Here is a 17,844-nt window from a genome sequence, read left to right as displayed (position 1 = left end):
ACACGCCCCAGCAAGACTGGGCCCTCCAGGAAATGGCCGCCAATTGACATAGCTGCTACAAGTAGGGGCTGGTCACTCTCTGCATCATCGGCTAGGCTGATAGATTCAAACATTTGTTCGAAACGCCATTCTCAACGGAGACGAGGCATGCTCACCCTGATACTGCTCCTGCTGACGATCGTCGGAATCCTGGTGGTCATGCGCCGCGAAGCCGGCGCCGTGCCCGCCTTGACGGTCCTGGCCGTGCTCGGCCTGGCCGGCCTGCTCCTCGGGTCGCCGGTGCTTGGCGTGCTGCTCCTGATCGGCGCTGTCATCGTGGCCGCCGCCGGCCTCCCGGCACTGCGCATCCAGTGGTTGTCGCCGCGGCTGTTCGCGATGTTCAAGCGGGTCGCTCCCCGGGTTTCCGACACCGAACGCACCGCCCTGGAAGCCGGTACCGTTGCCTGGGATGGGGAGCTGTTCTCGGGACGGCCACAGTGGACCAGCCTGATGCGCTATCGCGATGACGGCTTGAGCGACGAAGAGCAGGCCTTTCTCGACAACCAGTGCTCGGTTGCCGCCGGCATGTGCAATACCTGGGAAATCGCCAAGGAGCGCGCCGACCTCCCGGAGGAGCTGTGGCAGTACCTCAAGAAAGAGGGCTTCTTCGGCATGATCATTCCCAAGGAGTATGGCGGCCTGGGCTTCTCCGCCAAGGCGCAGTCCATGGTGCTGCAGAAGCTGACCGTCAGCGAAATGCTGATGATCACCGTGGGCGTACCCAACTCCCTGGGACCGGGCGAGCTGCTGCTGAAGTACGGCACCCAGCAGCAGAAGGACCACTACCTGCCACGGCTGGCCGATGGCCGCGAGATCCCCTGCTTCGGCCTGACAGGCCCTCGCGCCGGGAGCGACGCCACTTCACTGCCGGACACCGGCATCGTGTGCAAGGAGGTCGTCGACGGCAAGGAGGTGCTGGGCCTGCGACTCAACTTCGAGAAGCGCTGGATCACCCTGGCACCCATCGCCACCGTGGTCGGGCTGGCCTTTCGCCTGTTCGACCCGGACCACCTGTTGGGTGAAGAGGAAGACCGCGGCATCACACTGGCGCTCGTACCCCGCGATACGGCCGGCATGGAGATCGGTCGCCGTCATCATCCCATCGGCAGTCCTTTCCTGAACGGCCCCATCAAGGGCACGGATGTCTTCGTGCCGCTGGATACCATCATCGGCGGCACCGAGATGATCGGCCAGGGCTGGCGCATGCTGGTGGAGTGCCTCTCCATCGGCCGCTGCATCACCCTCCCCTCCGGCGCCAGCGGCACCATTCGCTACGCCATCGGCTGGACCGGGGGCTTCGCCCGGGTACGCCGCCAGTTCAATGTCCCCGTGGCCGAAATGGAGGGCGTACAGGAACCCCTGGCCCGCATGGCTGCCCTGGGCTATATCGCCCAGGCTGCCGTCTACCAGACCGCCAACACCATCGATCGCGGCGAGAAGCCATCGGTACCCTCGGCGATCCTCAAGAGCCAGCTCACCGAGTTCCAGCGGGACGCTCTCTCCCACGCCATGGACATCCACGGCGGCAAGGCCGTGACCCTGGGGCCACGCAACTACATCGGCATCGGCTACAGCAGCAACCCCGTCTCCATCACGGTGGAGGGCGCCAATATCATGACCCGCAACCTGATGATCTTCGGGCAGGGCGCCATACGCTGCCACCCCTTCGTCCTGGAGGAACTGGCCGCCATGAATGCCGACGACCTCAAGGCCTTCGACCGTGCCTTCTTCGGCCATGCCGGGCTGATCTTCGGCAACGTGGCGCGGGCGTTCACTCTGGCCTTTGGTATCGGCAAGGGCAGTGTCCCCTTCGATGCCGCCGCCGCGCCCTATGCCAAGGACATCAACCGGATTTCCGCCGGCTTCGGGCTCTGTGCCGATGCCGCCATGGCCAGCCTGGGCTCCTCATTGAAGCAGCGCGAGCTGCTGTCGGCGCGGCTGGGCGACGTGCTCTCCAACCTCTACCTGGCCTCCATGGTGCTCAAGAGCTGGAAGGAAGGCGACAAGGTCGAGGGTGAGGCCGCGCTGTTGCATTACAGCTGCACCTTCCTGCTGGAGCGTGCCGAACAGGCACTGGACGAACTGTTCGACAATATGCCGAATCGCATTCTTGCGGGCACACTGCGTGCGGTGGTGATGCCGCTGGGGCGTCGCTGGAAGCGCCCCCACGATACCCTGACCCGAGAGATCGCCCAGGCGGTATCCCGTGACAGCGCGCTCCGCACCAAGCTGCTGCGGAACACCTGGGACGCCCAGGATGGCGTCAAGGACAATCCTCTCGCCCACTACAACGCCCTGCTGCACGAGTACGACCGCGCCGAAGCGCTCTATCGCACGCTCAACAAGGCCTTCGCCAAGGGCGAGCTGCCGATGTATGCACTCCATCCGGAACAGCGTGTGGAAGCGGGCCTCGAGGCAGGGATCATTTCCGAAGAGGATGCGGTCTTCATGCGCGCCTTCGAGGCGGAAGTGCTGGAAATGCTCACCGTCGATGACTTCGAATACGACGAATTCGCCACCGACAAGGAAAATATCCTGCGCCACAACGCTGCCTGATCGCTTACGGCGCTCTAAAAAAACGCCCCGGCACACTCACCGTGCCGGGGCGCTTTCATTTTGCGCTAGGGTGGCCAGACCAATAGAATCATGGGAATTGCCACCACCAGCACTACAAGTGACAACGGCAGGCCGAACTTCCAGTAATCGCCGAAACGATATCCACCGGGACCCATCACCAGAGTATTGGACTGATGCCCGATGGGCGTCAGAAAGGCGCAGGAGGCGCTGACTGCCACTACCATCAGAAAGGGGTCGGGAGAAGCCTCAAAGCCACCGGCCAGACTTGCCGCTATCGGTGCCATAAGAACGGCGGCAGCGGCATTGTTGATCACGTTGGAGAGCAGCATCGCGAGCAGGAACAGCACCACCAACGTCACCACGATGGGCCAGTCAACGCCGAGAACCAGCAGGTTCTCGGCAATCAGTGCCGCCCCTCCGCTGGTTTCCAGCGCCTGCCCCACCGGGATCATTGCCGCAAGCAGCACGATCACCGGGCCGTCCAGGGCCTGATAGCCTTCACGCAGCGGCAGCACCCCAACCAGCAGCGCAAGCAGCGCTGCCGATGCCAACGCCACCGCAGCCGGCAGCAGGTCGAACATCATGGCAAGGATCGCCGCCGCAAAGATCAGGACCGATACAGCCAACAAGCGCGGTTGGCCAAGGGTCAGATTGCGGCTCGCCAAAGGCAAACAACCCAGCGTAGCCAGGCTCTCGGTCAGGTTGCTCTCACCACCCTGCAACAACAGGACATCGCCGGCACGAAAGCGAATATCGCGCAACCGCTGCCTGAGCCGACTGCCGTCACGAGCCACAGCAACAAGATGCAAGCCATACTGGTTATGCAGACGCAGCTGGGTGACAGTTCGATTGACCATCATCGAGTCATTGCGCACCACCGCTTCGACCAGTTCAAGCCCCTCGGTATCGATCCCCCTCTTCTCTTTCTTCTTCGTCCTTTCCTTCTCTGGCTTGTTGCTCTCTTTGCTATGCGGCTCCACGCTCGACGCAGGCTGCTTGGAAGTTCTGGGTTGCTCTTTCGATACGTCGTCCTCTTCCCCCTCTTGGCTTTCGTCTTCAGCTTCCTCGTCTACTGCTTCCGCGTCCTTGGGGTCTATACCCAGCCGCAATCCGGCCTTGTCTTCGAGCAGCTTCATCTCCTCCGGCCCCGCTTCGACCAGCAGTATGTCACCCTCTTTCAGGACACTCAGAAACGCGTGACCGGCACGCCGCTTGTCGTCCCGCACCACCGCCAGCACCGGGATGGTTTCCTCCAGCTCTTGCTGCAGCTCACGCAGGGTCCAGCCCACTGCCTTGGACTCTTCCTCCACCCTTACTTCGACCAGATAGTGGGCGGTATCAAACATGTCTTCAGTGGATGCCTTGCCAGCACGCTGCGGCGCTAGCCGCCACCCAACCAGAACAATGAACAGCAAGCCTGCCAGGGCAACCGCCGCCCCGACCGGAAAGAAGGAAAACATACCGAAGTTGTCCCCGGTGATGGAGCCGCGATAACTGGAAATGATGATATTGGGTGGCGTACCGATCAGAGTCGTCAAGCCGCCGAGCAGTGATCCGAAGGCCAGCGGCATCAACAGCAGTGAGGGGGAGGTGTCGTGCTCCCGCGCCAGGCGCATGGCCACGGGCAGCAGCAGAGCCAGTGCGCCGACATTGTTCATGAAGCCCGAGAGCACGACGACAGTGCCACTCAACGCCACCAGCTGCAGGAATAGACGATCGCCTACCTTGAGCACCTGCTCGGCGATCACGTCCACCACCCCGGAGCGCTCGAAGCCGCGGCTCAGCACCAGCACGGCTGCCACGGTAATCACCGCCGGATGGCCAAAACCGAGGAATGCTTCCTCGCCGGGCACCAGGCCCAGCATGACCGACCCCAGCAGGGCCGTCAGCGCCACCAGGTCGTAACGGAAGCGCCCCCATACGAAGGCGGCAAGGGTCAGGCCGAGAACGATGAAGACCAGCGTATGGTCGGCCATCCGGTCACCTCCCTGTGATTGCAATGCGTTCCAGCACAACAGCAGTCAGGGAAAAAATCCAGCCTTTTCCGCAGGATCCCGCCCTACGCTGAGGCACAAAAAAACCCGGACTGAGCCGGGTTCTCTGCCTGAAGGTGGTTACTTCGCCATTTTCTCCAGCATGGCATTTACCGCATCGAGGTGTTCCGGTTCGTTGTGGCACATCCCCTGGAAGACGGCACAGACGTCGAGGAAGTCCTTGAGCTCCATGCGACTGCCCATCTTCATCAGACGCTTGGTCAAGCGAGTCGCCCTGGGAGGCTGGGTGGCCATTCGGGTGGCAAGCTCTCCGACACGCGCCATCAGGGCCTCCGGTTCGGTGACTTCCAGCACGATGCCGTACGTCTTCGCTTCATCGGCATCGATCACGCGGCCGGAGAGAGTCAGCTCGAAGGCGCGCTGATAGCCGATCAGTCGCTGCATGAACCAGGCACCGCCGTCTCCGGGAATGATGCCCAGGTTGAGGAAGGTCTCGCCGAACTTCGCCCTTTTCGAGGCGATGCGGATATCCGCCATATTGGCCAGGTCGAAGCCGGCACCGATGGCCGGGCCGTTGACCGCGGCGATGATCGGCACCTCCACCGCCTGAAGCGCCAACGGGATACGCTGGATGCCACGCCGGTAGCGAGCGGCGACCTCGGCCACGTCGCCGGCGAAGTCGCCGCCGCGGTTGGCCATGTCCTTGACGTTGCCACCGGCCGAGAAGGCACTGCCCTCGCCGGTGATCACCAGTACCGAGACATCGTCACAGTGGTTGACCCACTCGGCGGTGGCGACGATGTCATCCACCAGGGCGGTGCCGGTCAGGGCGTTACGCACGTCATGGCGGTCCAGGGTCAGGGTCGCCACCCGCCCTTCCAGGCTCAGGCGCGCGTCGGTCAGAGTCGGTTGAGACGCGGAGTGGCTCATGCGTGGGCTTCCTTGTCAGTGCTCTCTATGGTGCGATCCACGATAACCCGAGCATCCACCACCGCATAGCCATCGGCGTGGGCAATCACCGGATTGAGATCCAGCTCGGAAAGCTGGGGATAGGCTTCGACGATCCGCGATACCGTCAACAGCAGGTCGACCAGAGCCCCCTTATCCACGGCCGACTCGCCACGCACCCCGGAAAGGATCTTCTTCGCCTTGATCTGTTCGACCATGCTGAAGGCATCTTGGCGCGTCAGCGGTATCGAGCGGAAGGCCACGTCCTCGAGTATCTCGACGAAGATGCCACCCAGGCCGAACATCAGCACCGGGCCGAAGATGGGGTCCCGGATCACGCCGACGATCACCTCCACCCCCTTCCTGGCCATGGGTGTCACCAGCAACCCTTCGATTTCGGCATCGGGATCGTAGGCCCGACAGGCGTCCAGAATCTCCGCACGGGCCTGGCACAGCGCCTGCTCGCCAACCAGGTTGAGCTTGACGCCACCGGCGTCGGACTTGTGCAGGATGTCCCTTGAAACCACCTTCATGGCCAGCGGCGTATCACCGGCGGTCCCACGGAACCGGGCGGCGGCCTCGACCAGCTCCTCTTCACTACGAACCACCAGTTCAAGGGGCACATCGATGCCATGATCGCGCAGGAGCTGCTTGGCCTCGTACTCGAAGAGATCGCGCCCCTCGGCCTGGGCTTGCGCGAACAGGGCGGAAAGCGCCGGCTTCGGTTCCACGGCGGTTTCCGGTGGCTTGCCATGGCTCTGCGCCAGGTACTGGCCGCGCTCGCCCAGGGCCGCCAGCACCCTGACCGACTGCTCGATGGAGGCGTAGATGGGCAGGCCAGCCTCATGCAAACGGCGCAGGGCAGGCGGCTTGATCGGCGTATAGAGGCTGTAGATCACAAGCGGCTTGGTGGTGGCCTTGGAAAGATCCACCATGGCCTCGGCGCCGCGCATCTCATCGCCCAGCAGCGACTCTGCGAAGCGGATGCTGTAGCCACCGAACATGCCGACCAGGAACACGCTGTCGACATTATCGTCCTCGGCGACGATCTCCATGCAGGTGGCCAGCAGGGAGGGGTGGGCGTCGGTGGAGCCGGCCACGTCCACCGGATTGACCGTGGAAGCCTGGGGAATCAGGATATCGCGCAGGCGCTGACGGGTGGCATTGGAGAGTTCGGCGAGTTCGAGTCCCGCCTCGGCCAGGCGATCCGAGGCGATGGTCGCCTGGCCGCCACCGTCCGAGATCACCGCCACGCGCTTGCCCCGCGCCTTCTGCAACAACCCCAGCCCCTCGGCAACCGGCAGGATCTCGTCGGAATACTGCACGACGCTGACTCCGGCCTGGCGCAGCAGGTCCACGGTCATGGCGTAGCTGCCGGCCAGGGCGCCTGTGTGGGAGCTGGCGGCTTTCTGGCCCTGCTCGGTGGAGCCGGACTTGTAGACCACCACCGGCTTCATGGCGGTGACATCCCGGGCGACTTCCAGGAACTTGCGACCGTCGCGAAAGCCTTCCACATAGAGGGCGGCGACCCGTGTGTTCTCATCCTCGCCCAGGTAGCGAAGGTAGTCGTTGAAGCCAATGTCGCTCTGGTTGCCCGGGCCCACATAGGTGCTGAAGCCTACCTGTCCGTTGTGCTGTGCCTCCAGCGCCAGCGACAGCAGCATGTTGCCGGACTGGGAGATGATGCCCACATCGCCCGCCTTGACGTTGTCGAGCGCCAGCAGGTTGATCCTGTGGTGCAGATTGAACACGCCCGACGTATTGGGACCGATGATACGCACGCCGTGTGCCTCGGCCCTGGCCATCATCTCGCGCTCGAGGGCGATCCCCTCGTCGCCGGTCTCGGCGAAGCCGCTTGCCAGGATGATCGCCCCCTTGATGCCACGCCGTCCGCACTCTGCAATGAGGGCAGGAACGGTGGCAGCCGGGGTACAGATCAGGGCGAGCTGGGGGTTGCCCGGGATAGCCGTCACAGAGGGCCAGGCCTTGATTCCCAGGATCATGTCGGCCTTGGGGTTGACCGGGTAGATTTCGCCTTTGTAGCCGTCCTTGATCAGGCCGACCATGGCCTTGTAGCCGCGCTTGGTGGGATCGCTCGAAGCCCCGATCACGGCAATGCCGGTCGGCGCCAGGATGTCGTGGAGCGGGCTGCGGGTCGGCAGATGTCCTTCGATGGGATTCATGTTTCGCTTACCTTGGCCTGTCACTGGCCCTTGAAGTTCGGGGTACGTTTCTCGGCGAAGGCGTCGACGCCCTCCTGCCAGTCTTCGGTGGTCGAGCAGGTGAAGACGGCGTCCAGCTCCTGCTGCAACTGCCCTTCCAGGTCGGTGTGTCCGCCCTGGTTCACCAGGCGCTTGAGCATGGCGATAGAGACAGGCGCCTGCTTCGCCAGATCTCCTGCCAGGCGGTGGGCCTCGTTCAACAGCGAATCCTGGGGCCAGCTCGAAGTGGCAAGGCCGATCCGCTTCGCCTCCTCGCCATCGATACGCCTGCCGGTGAACAGCAGCTGGCGCGCCATGTTCAGCCCCACCAGCTGGGGCAGGAGCTTGGAAACACCGCCGCCGACGCATGTACCGATACTGGTCTCCGGGAAGCCGATCTGTGCCTCATCGGCCATGACGATGAAGTCACAGGAAACCGCCATCTCGGCACCGGCGCCCAGGGCGTAGCCGTTGACGGCCGCAATCACCGGCTTGCGCAGGCGCAGGATCGCTTCGCAGACGTCGTTGCCGAGCTGCAGGTACTGACGACGCTGGAACAGCGTGCGCTTGGCACCTCCATGCTCCTTCATGTCGGCGCCAACACAGAAGGCGCGACCCTCACCGGTCAGGATCACGGCACGAATGTCATTATCCGCTTCGGCGCTGGCCAGCGCCGCCAGCAGATCGGTATAGAGGGTCTCCACGACGGCATTCAGCCGATGGGGGCGATTGAAACGTATCTCCAAGACGCCACCCGTATGGATGATATTCAGGGTTTCGGGACTGGGGCTGGAACTGGCTTGAGTCATGGGCGAACCGGGTACTCTCGTGATCGAACGATGGCTGTGGATGGCTGCATAACACCCGATAGTGCAACCTCCGCTGGAAACAAACGTACCATTATGAAAACCATATTGGCACAGATGTATTGTGGGCATCCTAGCCAAGCCACGGATCCTCGTCAATACGCACGTATTGAAAAATAACAGAACAGGGAACAAATGTTTCATTCATTGACGAAGTCCATGCGTTACAATGCCGAGCGACGGCTACCGGCCGCCCGCATCATGCCACTGGGGGTACCGCTCCCCTGCAGGAGACCGACGTGCTGGAACAGGAACCGCAGAACGCCGACGCACAGAATAACGAGACCAGTCCCCCATCGGATCTGGATACCGTGAACCAGCAGCTGGCCGCCGCCTATCCGGAGCTCAGCCCGCAGCTGAAGCTTGCCGCCGGCTATGTGCTGGAACATCCGGTGGAAATCGCCTTCCAGTCGATCCGCAAATCGGCCGCGGCGGCTCGGGTAACCGCCTCGACTCTGGTGCGCCTGGCCAAGCGACTGGGATTCGACAGCTATGAGCAGTTTCGCGAGGTATTCCAGTCGGCGGTGCAGGCGAGTCCGGTGGAACTTTCCGGGCGGGCCAGCAATCTGCGCAACCTGGCCAGCCAGACCGATGACCAGGTCTTTCTCGACGTGGGCGACGCGGCCTTCGACAATATCGGCCGGCTCTTCACCGCCGATACCCAGGCCCGGGTCCGCGATGCGGCCAGGATGCTGCTCGGCGCCGAAAAGATCGCCGTGGTGGGATTTCGAGACACCTTCGCCTGTGCCTACCACTTCGCCTACGTGGGCCGTATCGCCATGCCCAACATCCAGCTCATACGGGGTCAGGAAGGCGGACTATTGACCGAGCTGGCCCCCTTCGGCGAAAAGGACCTGGTGGTGGCCTTCGGCTTCGAGCCCTATTGCGGCGAAACGGTGCGCGCCCTCGATATCGCCCGGGCCAATGGCGTCCGGCCCATCGTGGTGACCGACACGCTGCGCTCCCCCCTGGTGCCCGGCGCCGCCATCACCTTCACCGTGGCCAATGCCACACCACACTTCTTTCCCTCGATCCTTTCCGCCATCACCCTGATCGAAGTGCTGCTCGCCGAGTGCGTGGCCTTCGGCCCCGACCGCCTGGTCGATAACGTGGCGAGCTTCGAATCGCGAATGCGTGAGATGGGTGCCTATGTCAGCAATGAGTAGCGCACACAAGACGCCGCCGGCCCTGGAATAGGAACCGGCGGCGCAAGGCGAATCAGAAAGGGTTGTGGGCGATACCGATCAGGGAATCAGGATAGTGGAACCGGTGGTCCTGCGGCTTGCCAGGTCCTCCTGGGCCTTGCCCACCTCGGCCAGGGAATATTTCTGGCCGATATCGATCGTGACCTTGCCGCTCTTGAGCATGTCGAACAGCTCATTGGCCATCATCTCCAGGCGCTCCCGGGTGTCGGCATAGCCATTCAGGCTGGGACGGGTCACGAACAGCGAGCCCTTCTGGTTGAGGATGCCGATGTTGACGCCCTCGACCGCTCCCGAGGCGTTGCCGAAGCTGACCATCAGTGAACGGGGCTTTAGACAGTCGAGCGAGATCTCCCAGGTGTCCTTGCCCACAGAGTCGTAGACCACATCCACCATCTCGCCATTGGTCAGCTCACGCACCCGCTCGACAACGTCTTCCTTGGTATAGTCGATGGTCGCCCAGGCACCGTTCTTCTCGGCGAGAGCGGCCTTCTCCGGCGAACTCACGGTGCCGATCAATTTTACGCCCAGCGCCTTCGCCCACTGGCAGGCAATGGAGCCCACACCCCCGGCCGCTGCGTGCCACAGAATCGTCTCGCCACCCTTGAGAGGGCAGGTCTGGCGCAGCAGGTACTGAACCGTCAGCCCCTTGAGCATGCAGGCGGCCGCGGTTTCCACATCGACGCCCTCAGGCAGTACCACCACCTTGGCGGCGGGCAATACATGATAGTCGGCATAGGAGCCCAGCGGACCCTGGGCGTAGGCGACACGGTCTCCCACCTCAAGGTGCGTCACACCATCACCCACGGCGTCGACCACGCCGGCGCCTTCGGTCCCCATGCCGGACGGCAGCGACGGCGCCGGGTACAGTCCGGTACGGAAGTAGATATCGATGAAGTTGAGGCCAATGGCGTGGTTCTGGATGCGAACTTCGCCGGGTCCCGGTTCGGCAGGGGTTACCTCGAGTAGTTCAAGAACCTCCGGCCCACCGGTGCGGGAAAACTGGATACGCTTGGCCATGGCGCTATATTCCTTTCTTCGTTTGATGGGTGTTTAGTCAGGGTAGAGTCCTATCCAAACGCCGAATACGGCAACGGTCAAGGGTCGTGGCTACCGGTGGCCGCACTCGAGCCATTCTCAGGCAGGAAATGCCGCCAAGGCAGCGACGAAGAGGCCCTTCTCCTGTTCGAAGAAGCGGGGATCGTGCTTGAATCGCCGCAGGATCGCCGCCTCATCAAAATCCAACGCCGGTTCCACGTCGCTGATGGCCTGTGCCGGGTGCCCCTGGGCCAGGCCGATTCGGCGCCCACCGGGAGCAGCAAACCAGCGCGAAATGCCACAGCGCCGGTAAAAGGCTTCGGTGTCCGGGTCAGTTGCCTCCACGCGCAGCGGCGCCTTGAGCGCAAGCTCACGAATCAGCCGTCGCTCACTTTCACGATCACCGCTGGGCGATGCGCTCAGCCCCAGCACCATGCCGGTCCCCGACTCGTCGAGCACCAGCAGCGCCAATGCACCGGGACGCTCCTGATCGTCAACCAGCCCCCAGAGGCGAGCGGCTTCATGAGCGAAGAGTACCTGCCGCACCCCCGAAAAAGTGACCAGGGGCGTCAGCCCTGCCTCTCGGCCGTAGATGTCGGCACAGAGCCTGGCCAGCCAGGCATTGCGCTGCTCGTCACGCTCGGGGGTCATCACCTTCATGCCATGCCTCGCTGCATCGTTCAAAGCCCGAAAGCCTAGCACAATCAGGCTCGTCTCCGCCCGTGCCATGGACCTTGAGAGTCGCTATTCTGTCACCTGTAGCCAATAGATTAGTCAGGCCGCTCACGGAGTCACTGAATGCCGCAACATCCCGACATCACCCTGCCCCGTCTTATCGCCCACCGGGGGCTTTCCGCCCACGCACCCGAGAACACTCTGGCTGCCGTACGTGCCGCCTTCGACACCGGCTGCCACTGGGTGGAGCTGGACGTACAACTGCTGGGCGACGGCACCCCGGTGATCTGGCATGACCCGACCCTCAAGCGCTGCTCGGATGGCCATGGTCAGCTATCCCGACTCAGCCTGGACGAGGCACGTGGGCTCGACGTTGGCTCCTGGTTCAGTGATGCCTTTCGCGGTGAGCGCATGGCCACCCTTGCCGAGATGCTGGAGCTGCTGGCGAGCCTGGACATGGGGGTCAATCTGGAGCTCAAGGTCGGGCGCAACCGCAGTGGCACCGAGCTGGCCGATAGCGTGGTTCCCCACCTGCTCAAGGCACTCCCCCCTGAACGCATCATCCTCTCCTCCTTCGACATGGCCTCGCTGCAATACGCCAGGTCGCTGGCCGATGCATCACGCCTGCCGATCGGCATCCTGACCGAAGGTATTCCCCAGAAGTGGCAGTCTCGCTGCGAGGCGCTCGATGCCTTCAGCGTTCATACCGACTGGACACGGCTCACTGCCCGGCGCGCCCGGGAGATCAAGGCGGCCGGCTACCGGCTACTTTGCTATACCCCCAACGACCCAGCTGCCTTCGCCCGCCATTGGGACTGGGGCGTCGACAGCGCCATCAGCGATGATCCGCCCTGTTTCGCCAGCATTGCACCGCCCCCGGCCCTGGCTTGACCAACCGAACCCAGGACTGCAGGACCCATGGATCATGGGCCGGCGACATCGGCCATTGAGGCCTACGATATGAGGTGCATCCCACGCTGATAAAGCGAGTTGGCTAACAGGAGAAGAGGCAATGGAACTGCTGGATCGCATCACGGACTACCTGATCGACAATGAACTCACGCTCGCCACCGCCGAGTCCTGCACTGCGGGCCTGATTATCTCGGAGCTCGCTCGGGTTCCCGGCAGCGGCCAGAGCATCGACTGCGGCCTCGGGGTCTATTCCCCCCAGTCGAAGAACCGCTATCTCGGCGTCAGCTTCGACACCATCGAGAGCCACGGCTTGACCAGTGAGGCCGTGGCCAGCGAGATGGCCGCCGGTGCCCTGAACAACAACGATGCCGACGTGGCTCTGGCCAACACCGGCATCGCCGGCCCCAACCCTGGCGACGACGATACACCCATCGGTACCGTCTGCTTTGCCTGGGCGTTCCGTCTGAACGGCGACCACCATCATTATTGCGAAACCCGACGCTTCGACGGCACGCGAAACGAGGTGCGCCTTGCCGCGGCCCACTACGCCCTGGAACGCCTTCCCCACTACCATCGGCTGTGCCTGGAGAGTGCAGCCAAAGGCTCGGAAGAGGCGCGCTCACGGCAAGCCCGCCAGCGGGCCATCGGTGTCCAGTTACATGCCCGCAGCGAGATCGATCCCCAGCATGAAATCGAGCGGCGCCGCGATTTCCTTTGCCGGAAGATGCAGGAGAGCGGCCAGACGACACTGGTACTGGGGATCAGCGGCGGCGTCGATTCCACCGTAGCTGGCCGCCTGGCCCAGCTTGCCGTGGAGAAGCGCCGCGAGCAGGGCGGGCAGGCCAGGTTCATCGCCATGCGCCTGCCTTACGGCGTACAGCAGGATGCCGACGATGCCGACAAGGCGCTGGACTTCATCCAGCCTGACGACGTGTTCGATGTGAACATTCAGGGAGCCAGCGATACGCTGCTGGAATCGCTGGTAAGCGGCGGCCTGACGATCGAAGACGCCGGCCAGCGCGATTTCGTGCTGGGTAACATCAAGGCGCGCCAGCGCATGGTCGCCCAGTACGCCGTGGCCGGCGCTCGGGGGGGCCTGGTCATCGGCACCGACCAGGCCGCAGAGGCACTGATGGGCTTCTTCACCAAGTACGGGGATGGCGCTTGCGACGTAGCGCCCTTGACCGGGCTGAACAAGCGCCAAGTGCGCCAGCTGGGGATGCAACTGGGTGCGCCAAAAGCACTGGTGACCAAGGCACCCACCGCCGATCTCGAATCGCTCGCGCCCCAGAAGCTCGACGAAGAGGCGCTTGGCGTCAGCTACGAGGAGATCGATGCCTTCCTCGAGAACCGGGAGGTCTCCTCACAAGCCTTCGAGACCATCGTGACCACCTATAGACGCACCGCGCACAAGCGCGATCTCCCGATCGTCCCGGACTGAACAGGCTACAACGCAAGCGGGCCGACACCTTGGGTGACGGCCCGCTTGCCGTGACTAGCGTGGGGTCATTGCGTCGCCGGCCGGGAGTGCGCAGCGTCTTCCTCGTCCCGCTCCACCACCATGTCGTCCTCCACCGAGATGGGCTCCTGCTCCTCAGCCTCGCGGGCGCCGCGGGCGCGGTGTTCGATCAGGAAATAGAGGATCAGGCCAATGCCCAGGCCCCAGGCCGCACCGTGGGTGGCCAGCACCACCCCCATGATGCCCGCCACGCCCATGGCGGTGGCGTTCTTGATCTGCTCCACGGCCACGGCGATACACAGATAGCCGGTGATCAGCAACGTAATGGAGAGCGCGATCGGCAGCACCGGACGGAAGAAAGTCACCAGCGGCAGCAGGAACAGGGCGAAGAAGCCGACGATCCAGAACACGCCGGTACCGGAGTAGATGGTATCCATGGTCTTGCGCCCGTAGCGGTAGCGCTCGGTTACCGTTGCCATGCCACCGGTGAAGAGCGGCCCGGCCAGACCGGGATAGGGGGCCAGCAGCGAGTGCATCAGGTTGCGCAGGCCGGTGATCAGGTGTACCCGGTCGATATTCACCTCGATCTTCTCGTCCGGGCGCAGATGGTCGACCCGCTTGAGCAGCGTCTGGCCCACCACGATATCGCCGAAGGCGATAATGTAGGCAATGATCGCCGTGGGAATTGCCGCCACCATCAGCTCGATGGGCGGCGCACCGATGGAGAACGGCAGATAGGCCCAGATACCGGCGAAATCGGGCGCAGCAATACCCCACTCCACCGTGGGCATCGAGTACTCACCGACACCCCAGCCGATCGCCATGGTAATCAGCATGCCCGGCACCATGCCGAAGGCGACGATGTTGCGGGCCCAGCGATACTTCTCGGCCAGATCGCGGAAGGAGAGCGAGAACAGCACGTAGAGCGTGATCAGTCCGCCGATGCCCAGCGAAATCGGCGTGTTGTAGAGCCGGCCGCCTTCGACGATCTCCCCACTGATGGCCGCAATGCCCGCGCCGAGCAGGATACCGGCCTTGATCGAAGCCGGCACGTTGTTGACCAGCTTGCTGCCCAGCCGGGTAACGGCCATGAACAGGAAGATCGCCGTCACCATCAGCTGCAGCGCCACCATGGCACGAATCGCCTCGGGTCCTGGCTCAAACTGGCCGATGAACAGCAGCACGACGGGTATTGCCGGGGTAATCCAGCCGGCGATGAACGGTACCCCCAACAGCGGCGGAAGAATGAAGCCGATGCCGCAAACCACCACGAATGCCAGGCCGACCTCATAGGGCACGCCCAGGTACTGCTCCAGCAGCGGGATCATCCCCAGGGAGATGACGAACATCACCATGGCCTGGATGGTTTCGGGTATGGCCCACTTGAAGTGGATGAAGGGCAGGCGGACCTTGAAGGGTCCCAGTGGCCAATAGGGATGTTCCTGGCCGTATTCGCGTTTGAGCAGCACGTCGACACCTCAGCGGTTCTGTTTGTTGAGCGGTCCTCTTGGTCGGTTGTTGTTATTCTTGGCTGATCTCGGTTGTACGCATGTCTGACGCGGCGCAACATTCGACCATCTGACATATGGACAAGTGAAAAACTGATGAAACTTGTCGACAACATTACAGAATATAACGTGGTGATCTGGCACCAACGCCGCAGCTGCGGGCACTTACCGAGAAATATGAGGGGAGTTGTCGACAAGATTACAGCAAAATTAGGGAAGTTAACGTTAACGTCAAGCCACGACTCCGACGACTGAATCCGCCGAGAAGCTATGGTAACGCGACAGCAACAAAGCCGGCTGGAATGAGTGTAGAACTAAAGAATGAGAGGGCGACGTGGATTCAGCCCCCAAGCAGGCGCTCGATGGCCGCCATGTCCAACTGCGCTTCCAGGCAGTCGGCCAGCCGGTCAAGTTCACTTTCCCGATGGGCCTGGTGATCCACCGCCGCACCCTGGGCATCCAGCCCGCAGCGAGCCAGCAACGCCTCACACGCTGCCGGACAGTCGAACAGGCCGTGGAGATAAGTGCCCATGATCTGGCCGTCGTCGCTGACCGCGCCGTCGGGTCGGCCGTCCAGCTCACATAGCGGGCGCGCCAGGGCAGGTCCCTCGCTCATGCCATTGTGGATCTCGTAGCCGCTGATCGGCATGCCTTCGGGTAGCAAGCGCCCACTCACGTTGCGCAGCTGCTTGCCTGCCACCATGCGCGTCTCGACATCGAGCAGGCCGAGCCCGGGCGACGAGCCAGCTGGCCCTTCCAACCCGTCGGGGTCGTGAACCATCCGGCCCAGCATCTGGAAGCCGCCACAGATGCCCAGCACCTTGCCGCCATAGCGCAGATGGCGCTGAATCGCCGCCTCCCAGCCCTGGGCGCGCAGCCAGGCGAGGTCGGCTTGGGTGCTCTTGCTGCCGGGCAGGATGATCAGGTCTGCAGGGGGAAGGGACCGGCCCGTTCCGACCTGATTCGGCCCGATAAAGCTGAGTTCGACCTGTGGATGCAGGCGCAGCGGGTCGAAGTCGTTGTGATTGCTGATGCGCGGCAACGCCGGCACTAACACCTTGAGGATATACCCCTGCCCCACCCGGCCGCTGCGACCGATGCTGTCCTCGGCGTCGAGCAACAATCCCTGCAGATAGGGCAGCGTGCCATATACCGGCTTGCCGGTCCGCTCGGTGAGCCAGTCGAGGCCCGGCTCGAGCAGGGCGATATCGCCGCGGAAGCGGTTGACGATGAAGCCGCGGGTACGTGAGCGCTCGCTCTCGCTGAGGAGCTCCAGGGTGCCGACCAGCTGGGCGAAAACGCCGCCGCGGTCGATATCGCCCACCAGCACGACCGGGCAATCGACCATCTCGGCGAAGCCCATGTTGGCGATATCGTTGGCGCGCAGGTTGATCTCCGCCGGGCTGCCCGCACCCTCGGCGATGATAACGTCATATCGAGAAGAGAGCGCCTGCCAGGCCGCCAGCACGCTCTCCCGCGCCGTGCGCTTGTAGGCGTGGTAGTCCAGCGCATCCATGTGGCCGAGGACCCGGCCCCGCAGGATCACCTGGGCGCCGCGGTCGCTCTCGGGCTTGAGCAGCACCGGGTTCATGTCGCTGTGGGGCTCGACGCCTGCCGCCAGCGCCTGAAGCGCCGTGGAGCGGCCGATCTCGCCGCCGTCCACCGTTACCGCGCTGTTCAGCGCCATGTTCTGGGGCTTGAATGGCGCCACCGACACGCCCCGCCGCGCCAATACCCGGCACAGCCCCGCCACCACCGTGCTCTTGCCGGCATCCGAGGTGGTGCCCTGGATCATCAATGTCGCCATGGGATTAAAGCTCGATTCCCTTCTGGGCCTTGATTCCCTGCTCCTTGAAGGCGTGCTTGACCACCTTCATCTCGGTCACGGTATCGGCCAGCTCAATCAGCTCCTGGGGGGCATAGCGACCGGTAACCACGGCGTGCTGCATTTCCGGCCGTGCCTGCAGATCATCGAGAACTCGGTCAAGATCGAGGTACTCGTAGCGCAAGGCGATATTGAGCTCATCGAGGAGCACCAGGTCGAAGCTGGCATCAGACAGCATGCCGCGGGCCACCTCCCAAGCGGCCTCGGCGGCGCGGGTGTCTCGCTCACGGTCCTGGGTATCCCAGGTGAAACCCTCGCCCATCACGTGGTATTCGACGCCAGGCTGGCGGCGGAAGAAAGCCTCCTCGCCGGTCTCCCGCGTCCCCTTGATGAACTGCACCACGCCCACCTTCATGCCGTGGCCGAGCGCCCGGGCCAACATGCCAAAGCCTGAACTGCTCTTGCCCTTGCCGGAGCCGGTGAGCACCAGCAGCAGCCCCTGCTCCTTCTGGGCGCTGGCAATGCGCTCGTGCATGATCTTCTGCTTGGCAGCCATGCGCTGGGCGTGACGCTGGGGGTCCTTGGCATTCTCTCGCATGG

At 63.3% G+C, this 17,844-nt stretch carries 13 protein-coding genes; 4 read left to right on the top strand and 9 right to left on the bottom strand.

Features of this window, described 5'->3' with window-relative positions:
* Positions 1-147: 147 nt before the first annotated feature.
* The gene (locus tag KZO25_RS01570) at positions 148-2,595 is read left to right on the top strand and encodes an acyl-CoA dehydrogenase (protein WP_066451133.1); all 2,448 of its coding nucleotides are present in this window, start codon (positions 148-150) and stop codon (positions 2,593-2,595) included.
* A gap of 65 nt (positions 2,596-2,660) precedes the next feature.
* On the opposite strand, the gene KZO25_RS01565 is transcribed toward KZO25_RS01570, so the two are convergent.
* From KZO25_RS01565 to KZO25_RS01550, 4 genes are all read right to left on the bottom strand, one after another.
* Positions 2,661-4,592 (bottom strand): SLC13 family permease, encoded by a 1,932-nt coding sequence (locus KZO25_RS01565; RefSeq protein WP_223135617.1) that lies wholly within the window; start codon positions 4,590-4,592, stop codon positions 2,661-2,663.
* A 138-nt stretch (positions 4,593-4,730) separates the two neighbouring features.
* Positions 4,731-5,540 (bottom strand): enoyl-CoA hydratase-related protein, encoded by an 810-nt coding sequence (locus KZO25_RS01560; protein WP_223135616.1) that lies wholly within the window; start codon positions 5,538-5,540, stop codon positions 4,731-4,733.
* Positions 5,537-7,741 carry an acetate--CoA ligase family protein gene (locus tag KZO25_RS01555; protein ID WP_223135615.1) on the bottom strand — a complete coding sequence of 735 codons (2,205 nt, stop codon included), beginning with the start codon at positions 7,739-7,741 and terminating at the stop codon, positions 5,537-5,539. Before KZO25_RS01555 ends, KZO25_RS01560 begins: the two co-directional genes overlap by 4 nt.
* A gap of 20 nt (positions 7,742-7,761) precedes the next feature.
* The gene (locus tag KZO25_RS01550) at positions 7,762-8,568 is read right to left on the bottom strand and encodes an enoyl-CoA hydratase/isomerase family protein (protein WP_223135614.1); all 807 of its coding nucleotides are present in this window, start codon (positions 8,566-8,568) and stop codon (positions 7,762-7,764) included.
* Positions 8,569-8,864: 296 nt separating this feature from the next.
* On the opposite strand from KZO25_RS01550, the gene KZO25_RS01545 reads away from it, so the two are divergent.
* Entirely contained in the window at positions 8,865-9,791 is a 927-nt protein-coding gene (locus tag KZO25_RS01545; protein ID WP_066451143.1) for a MurR/RpiR family transcriptional regulator, read from the top strand.
* 78 nt (positions 9,792-9,869) lie between these two features.
* Here KZO25_RS01545 and KZO25_RS01540 read toward each other — a convergent pair whose 3' ends face one another.
* Positions 9,870-10,847, bottom strand: coding sequence for an NADPH:quinone reductase (locus tag KZO25_RS01540; protein ID WP_066451145.1), 978 nt, complete (start codon positions 10,845-10,847; stop codon positions 9,870-9,872).
* 117 nt (positions 10,848-10,964) lie between these two features.
* Complete coding sequence (locus KZO25_RS01535; RefSeq protein ID WP_066451147.1) at positions 10,965-11,525, bottom strand: hypothetical protein; 561 nt, start codon at positions 11,523-11,525, stop codon at positions 10,965-10,967.
* 138 nt (positions 11,526-11,663) lie between these two features.
* Here KZO25_RS01535 and KZO25_RS01530 point away from each other — a divergent pair, with 138 nt between their 5' ends.
* Positions 11,664-12,431: a glycerophosphoryl diester phosphodiesterase gene (locus KZO25_RS01530; protein WP_223135613.1), complete on the top strand. Its 768-nt coding sequence runs from the start codon at positions 11,664-11,666 to the stop codon at positions 12,429-12,431.
* Between the two features lie 121 nt (positions 12,432-12,552).
* Positions 12,553-13,893: an ammonia-dependent NAD(+) synthetase gene (nadE, locus tag KZO25_RS20200; RefSeq protein ID WP_410505367.1), complete on the top strand. Its 1,341-nt coding sequence runs from the start codon at positions 12,553-12,555 to the stop codon at positions 13,891-13,893.
* Positions 13,894-13,958: 65 nt separating this feature from the next.
* Here nadE and KZO25_RS01515 read toward each other — a convergent pair whose 3' ends face one another.
* The 3 genes from KZO25_RS01515 to cobO all read right to left on the bottom strand — a co-directional run bounded on the left by KZO25_RS01515 (position 13,959) and on the right by cobO (position 17,842).
* Positions 13,959-15,380 carry a xanthine/uracil/vitamin C permease gene (locus KZO25_RS01515; protein WP_066451151.1) on the bottom strand — a complete coding sequence of 474 codons (1,422 nt, stop codon included), beginning with the start codon at positions 15,378-15,380 and terminating at the stop codon, positions 13,959-13,961.
* Between the two features lie 379 nt (positions 15,381-15,759).
* Entirely contained in the window at positions 15,760-17,226 is a 1,467-nt protein-coding gene (locus KZO25_RS01510; RefSeq protein ID WP_223135612.1) for a cobyric acid synthase, read from the bottom strand.
* A 4-nt stretch (positions 17,227-17,230) separates the two neighbouring features.
* Positions 17,231-17,842 carry a cob(I)yrinic acid a,c-diamide adenosyltransferase gene (gene cobO, locus KZO25_RS01505; RefSeq protein ID WP_223135611.1) on the bottom strand — a complete coding sequence of 204 codons (612 nt, stop codon included), beginning with the start codon at positions 17,840-17,842 and terminating at the stop codon, positions 17,231-17,233.
* Positions 17,843-17,844 lie beyond the last annotated feature (2 nt).

The sequence above is a fragment of the Halomonas sp. ANAO-440 genome (genome assembly GCF_019915905.1).
Classification (GTDB): domain Bacteria; phylum Pseudomonadota; class Gammaproteobacteria; order Pseudomonadales; family Halomonadaceae; genus Halomonas; species Halomonas chromatireducens.
Note: the sequence above shows the minus strand (reverse complement) of the source record. Positions and strands in the feature narration are given on the sequence as shown.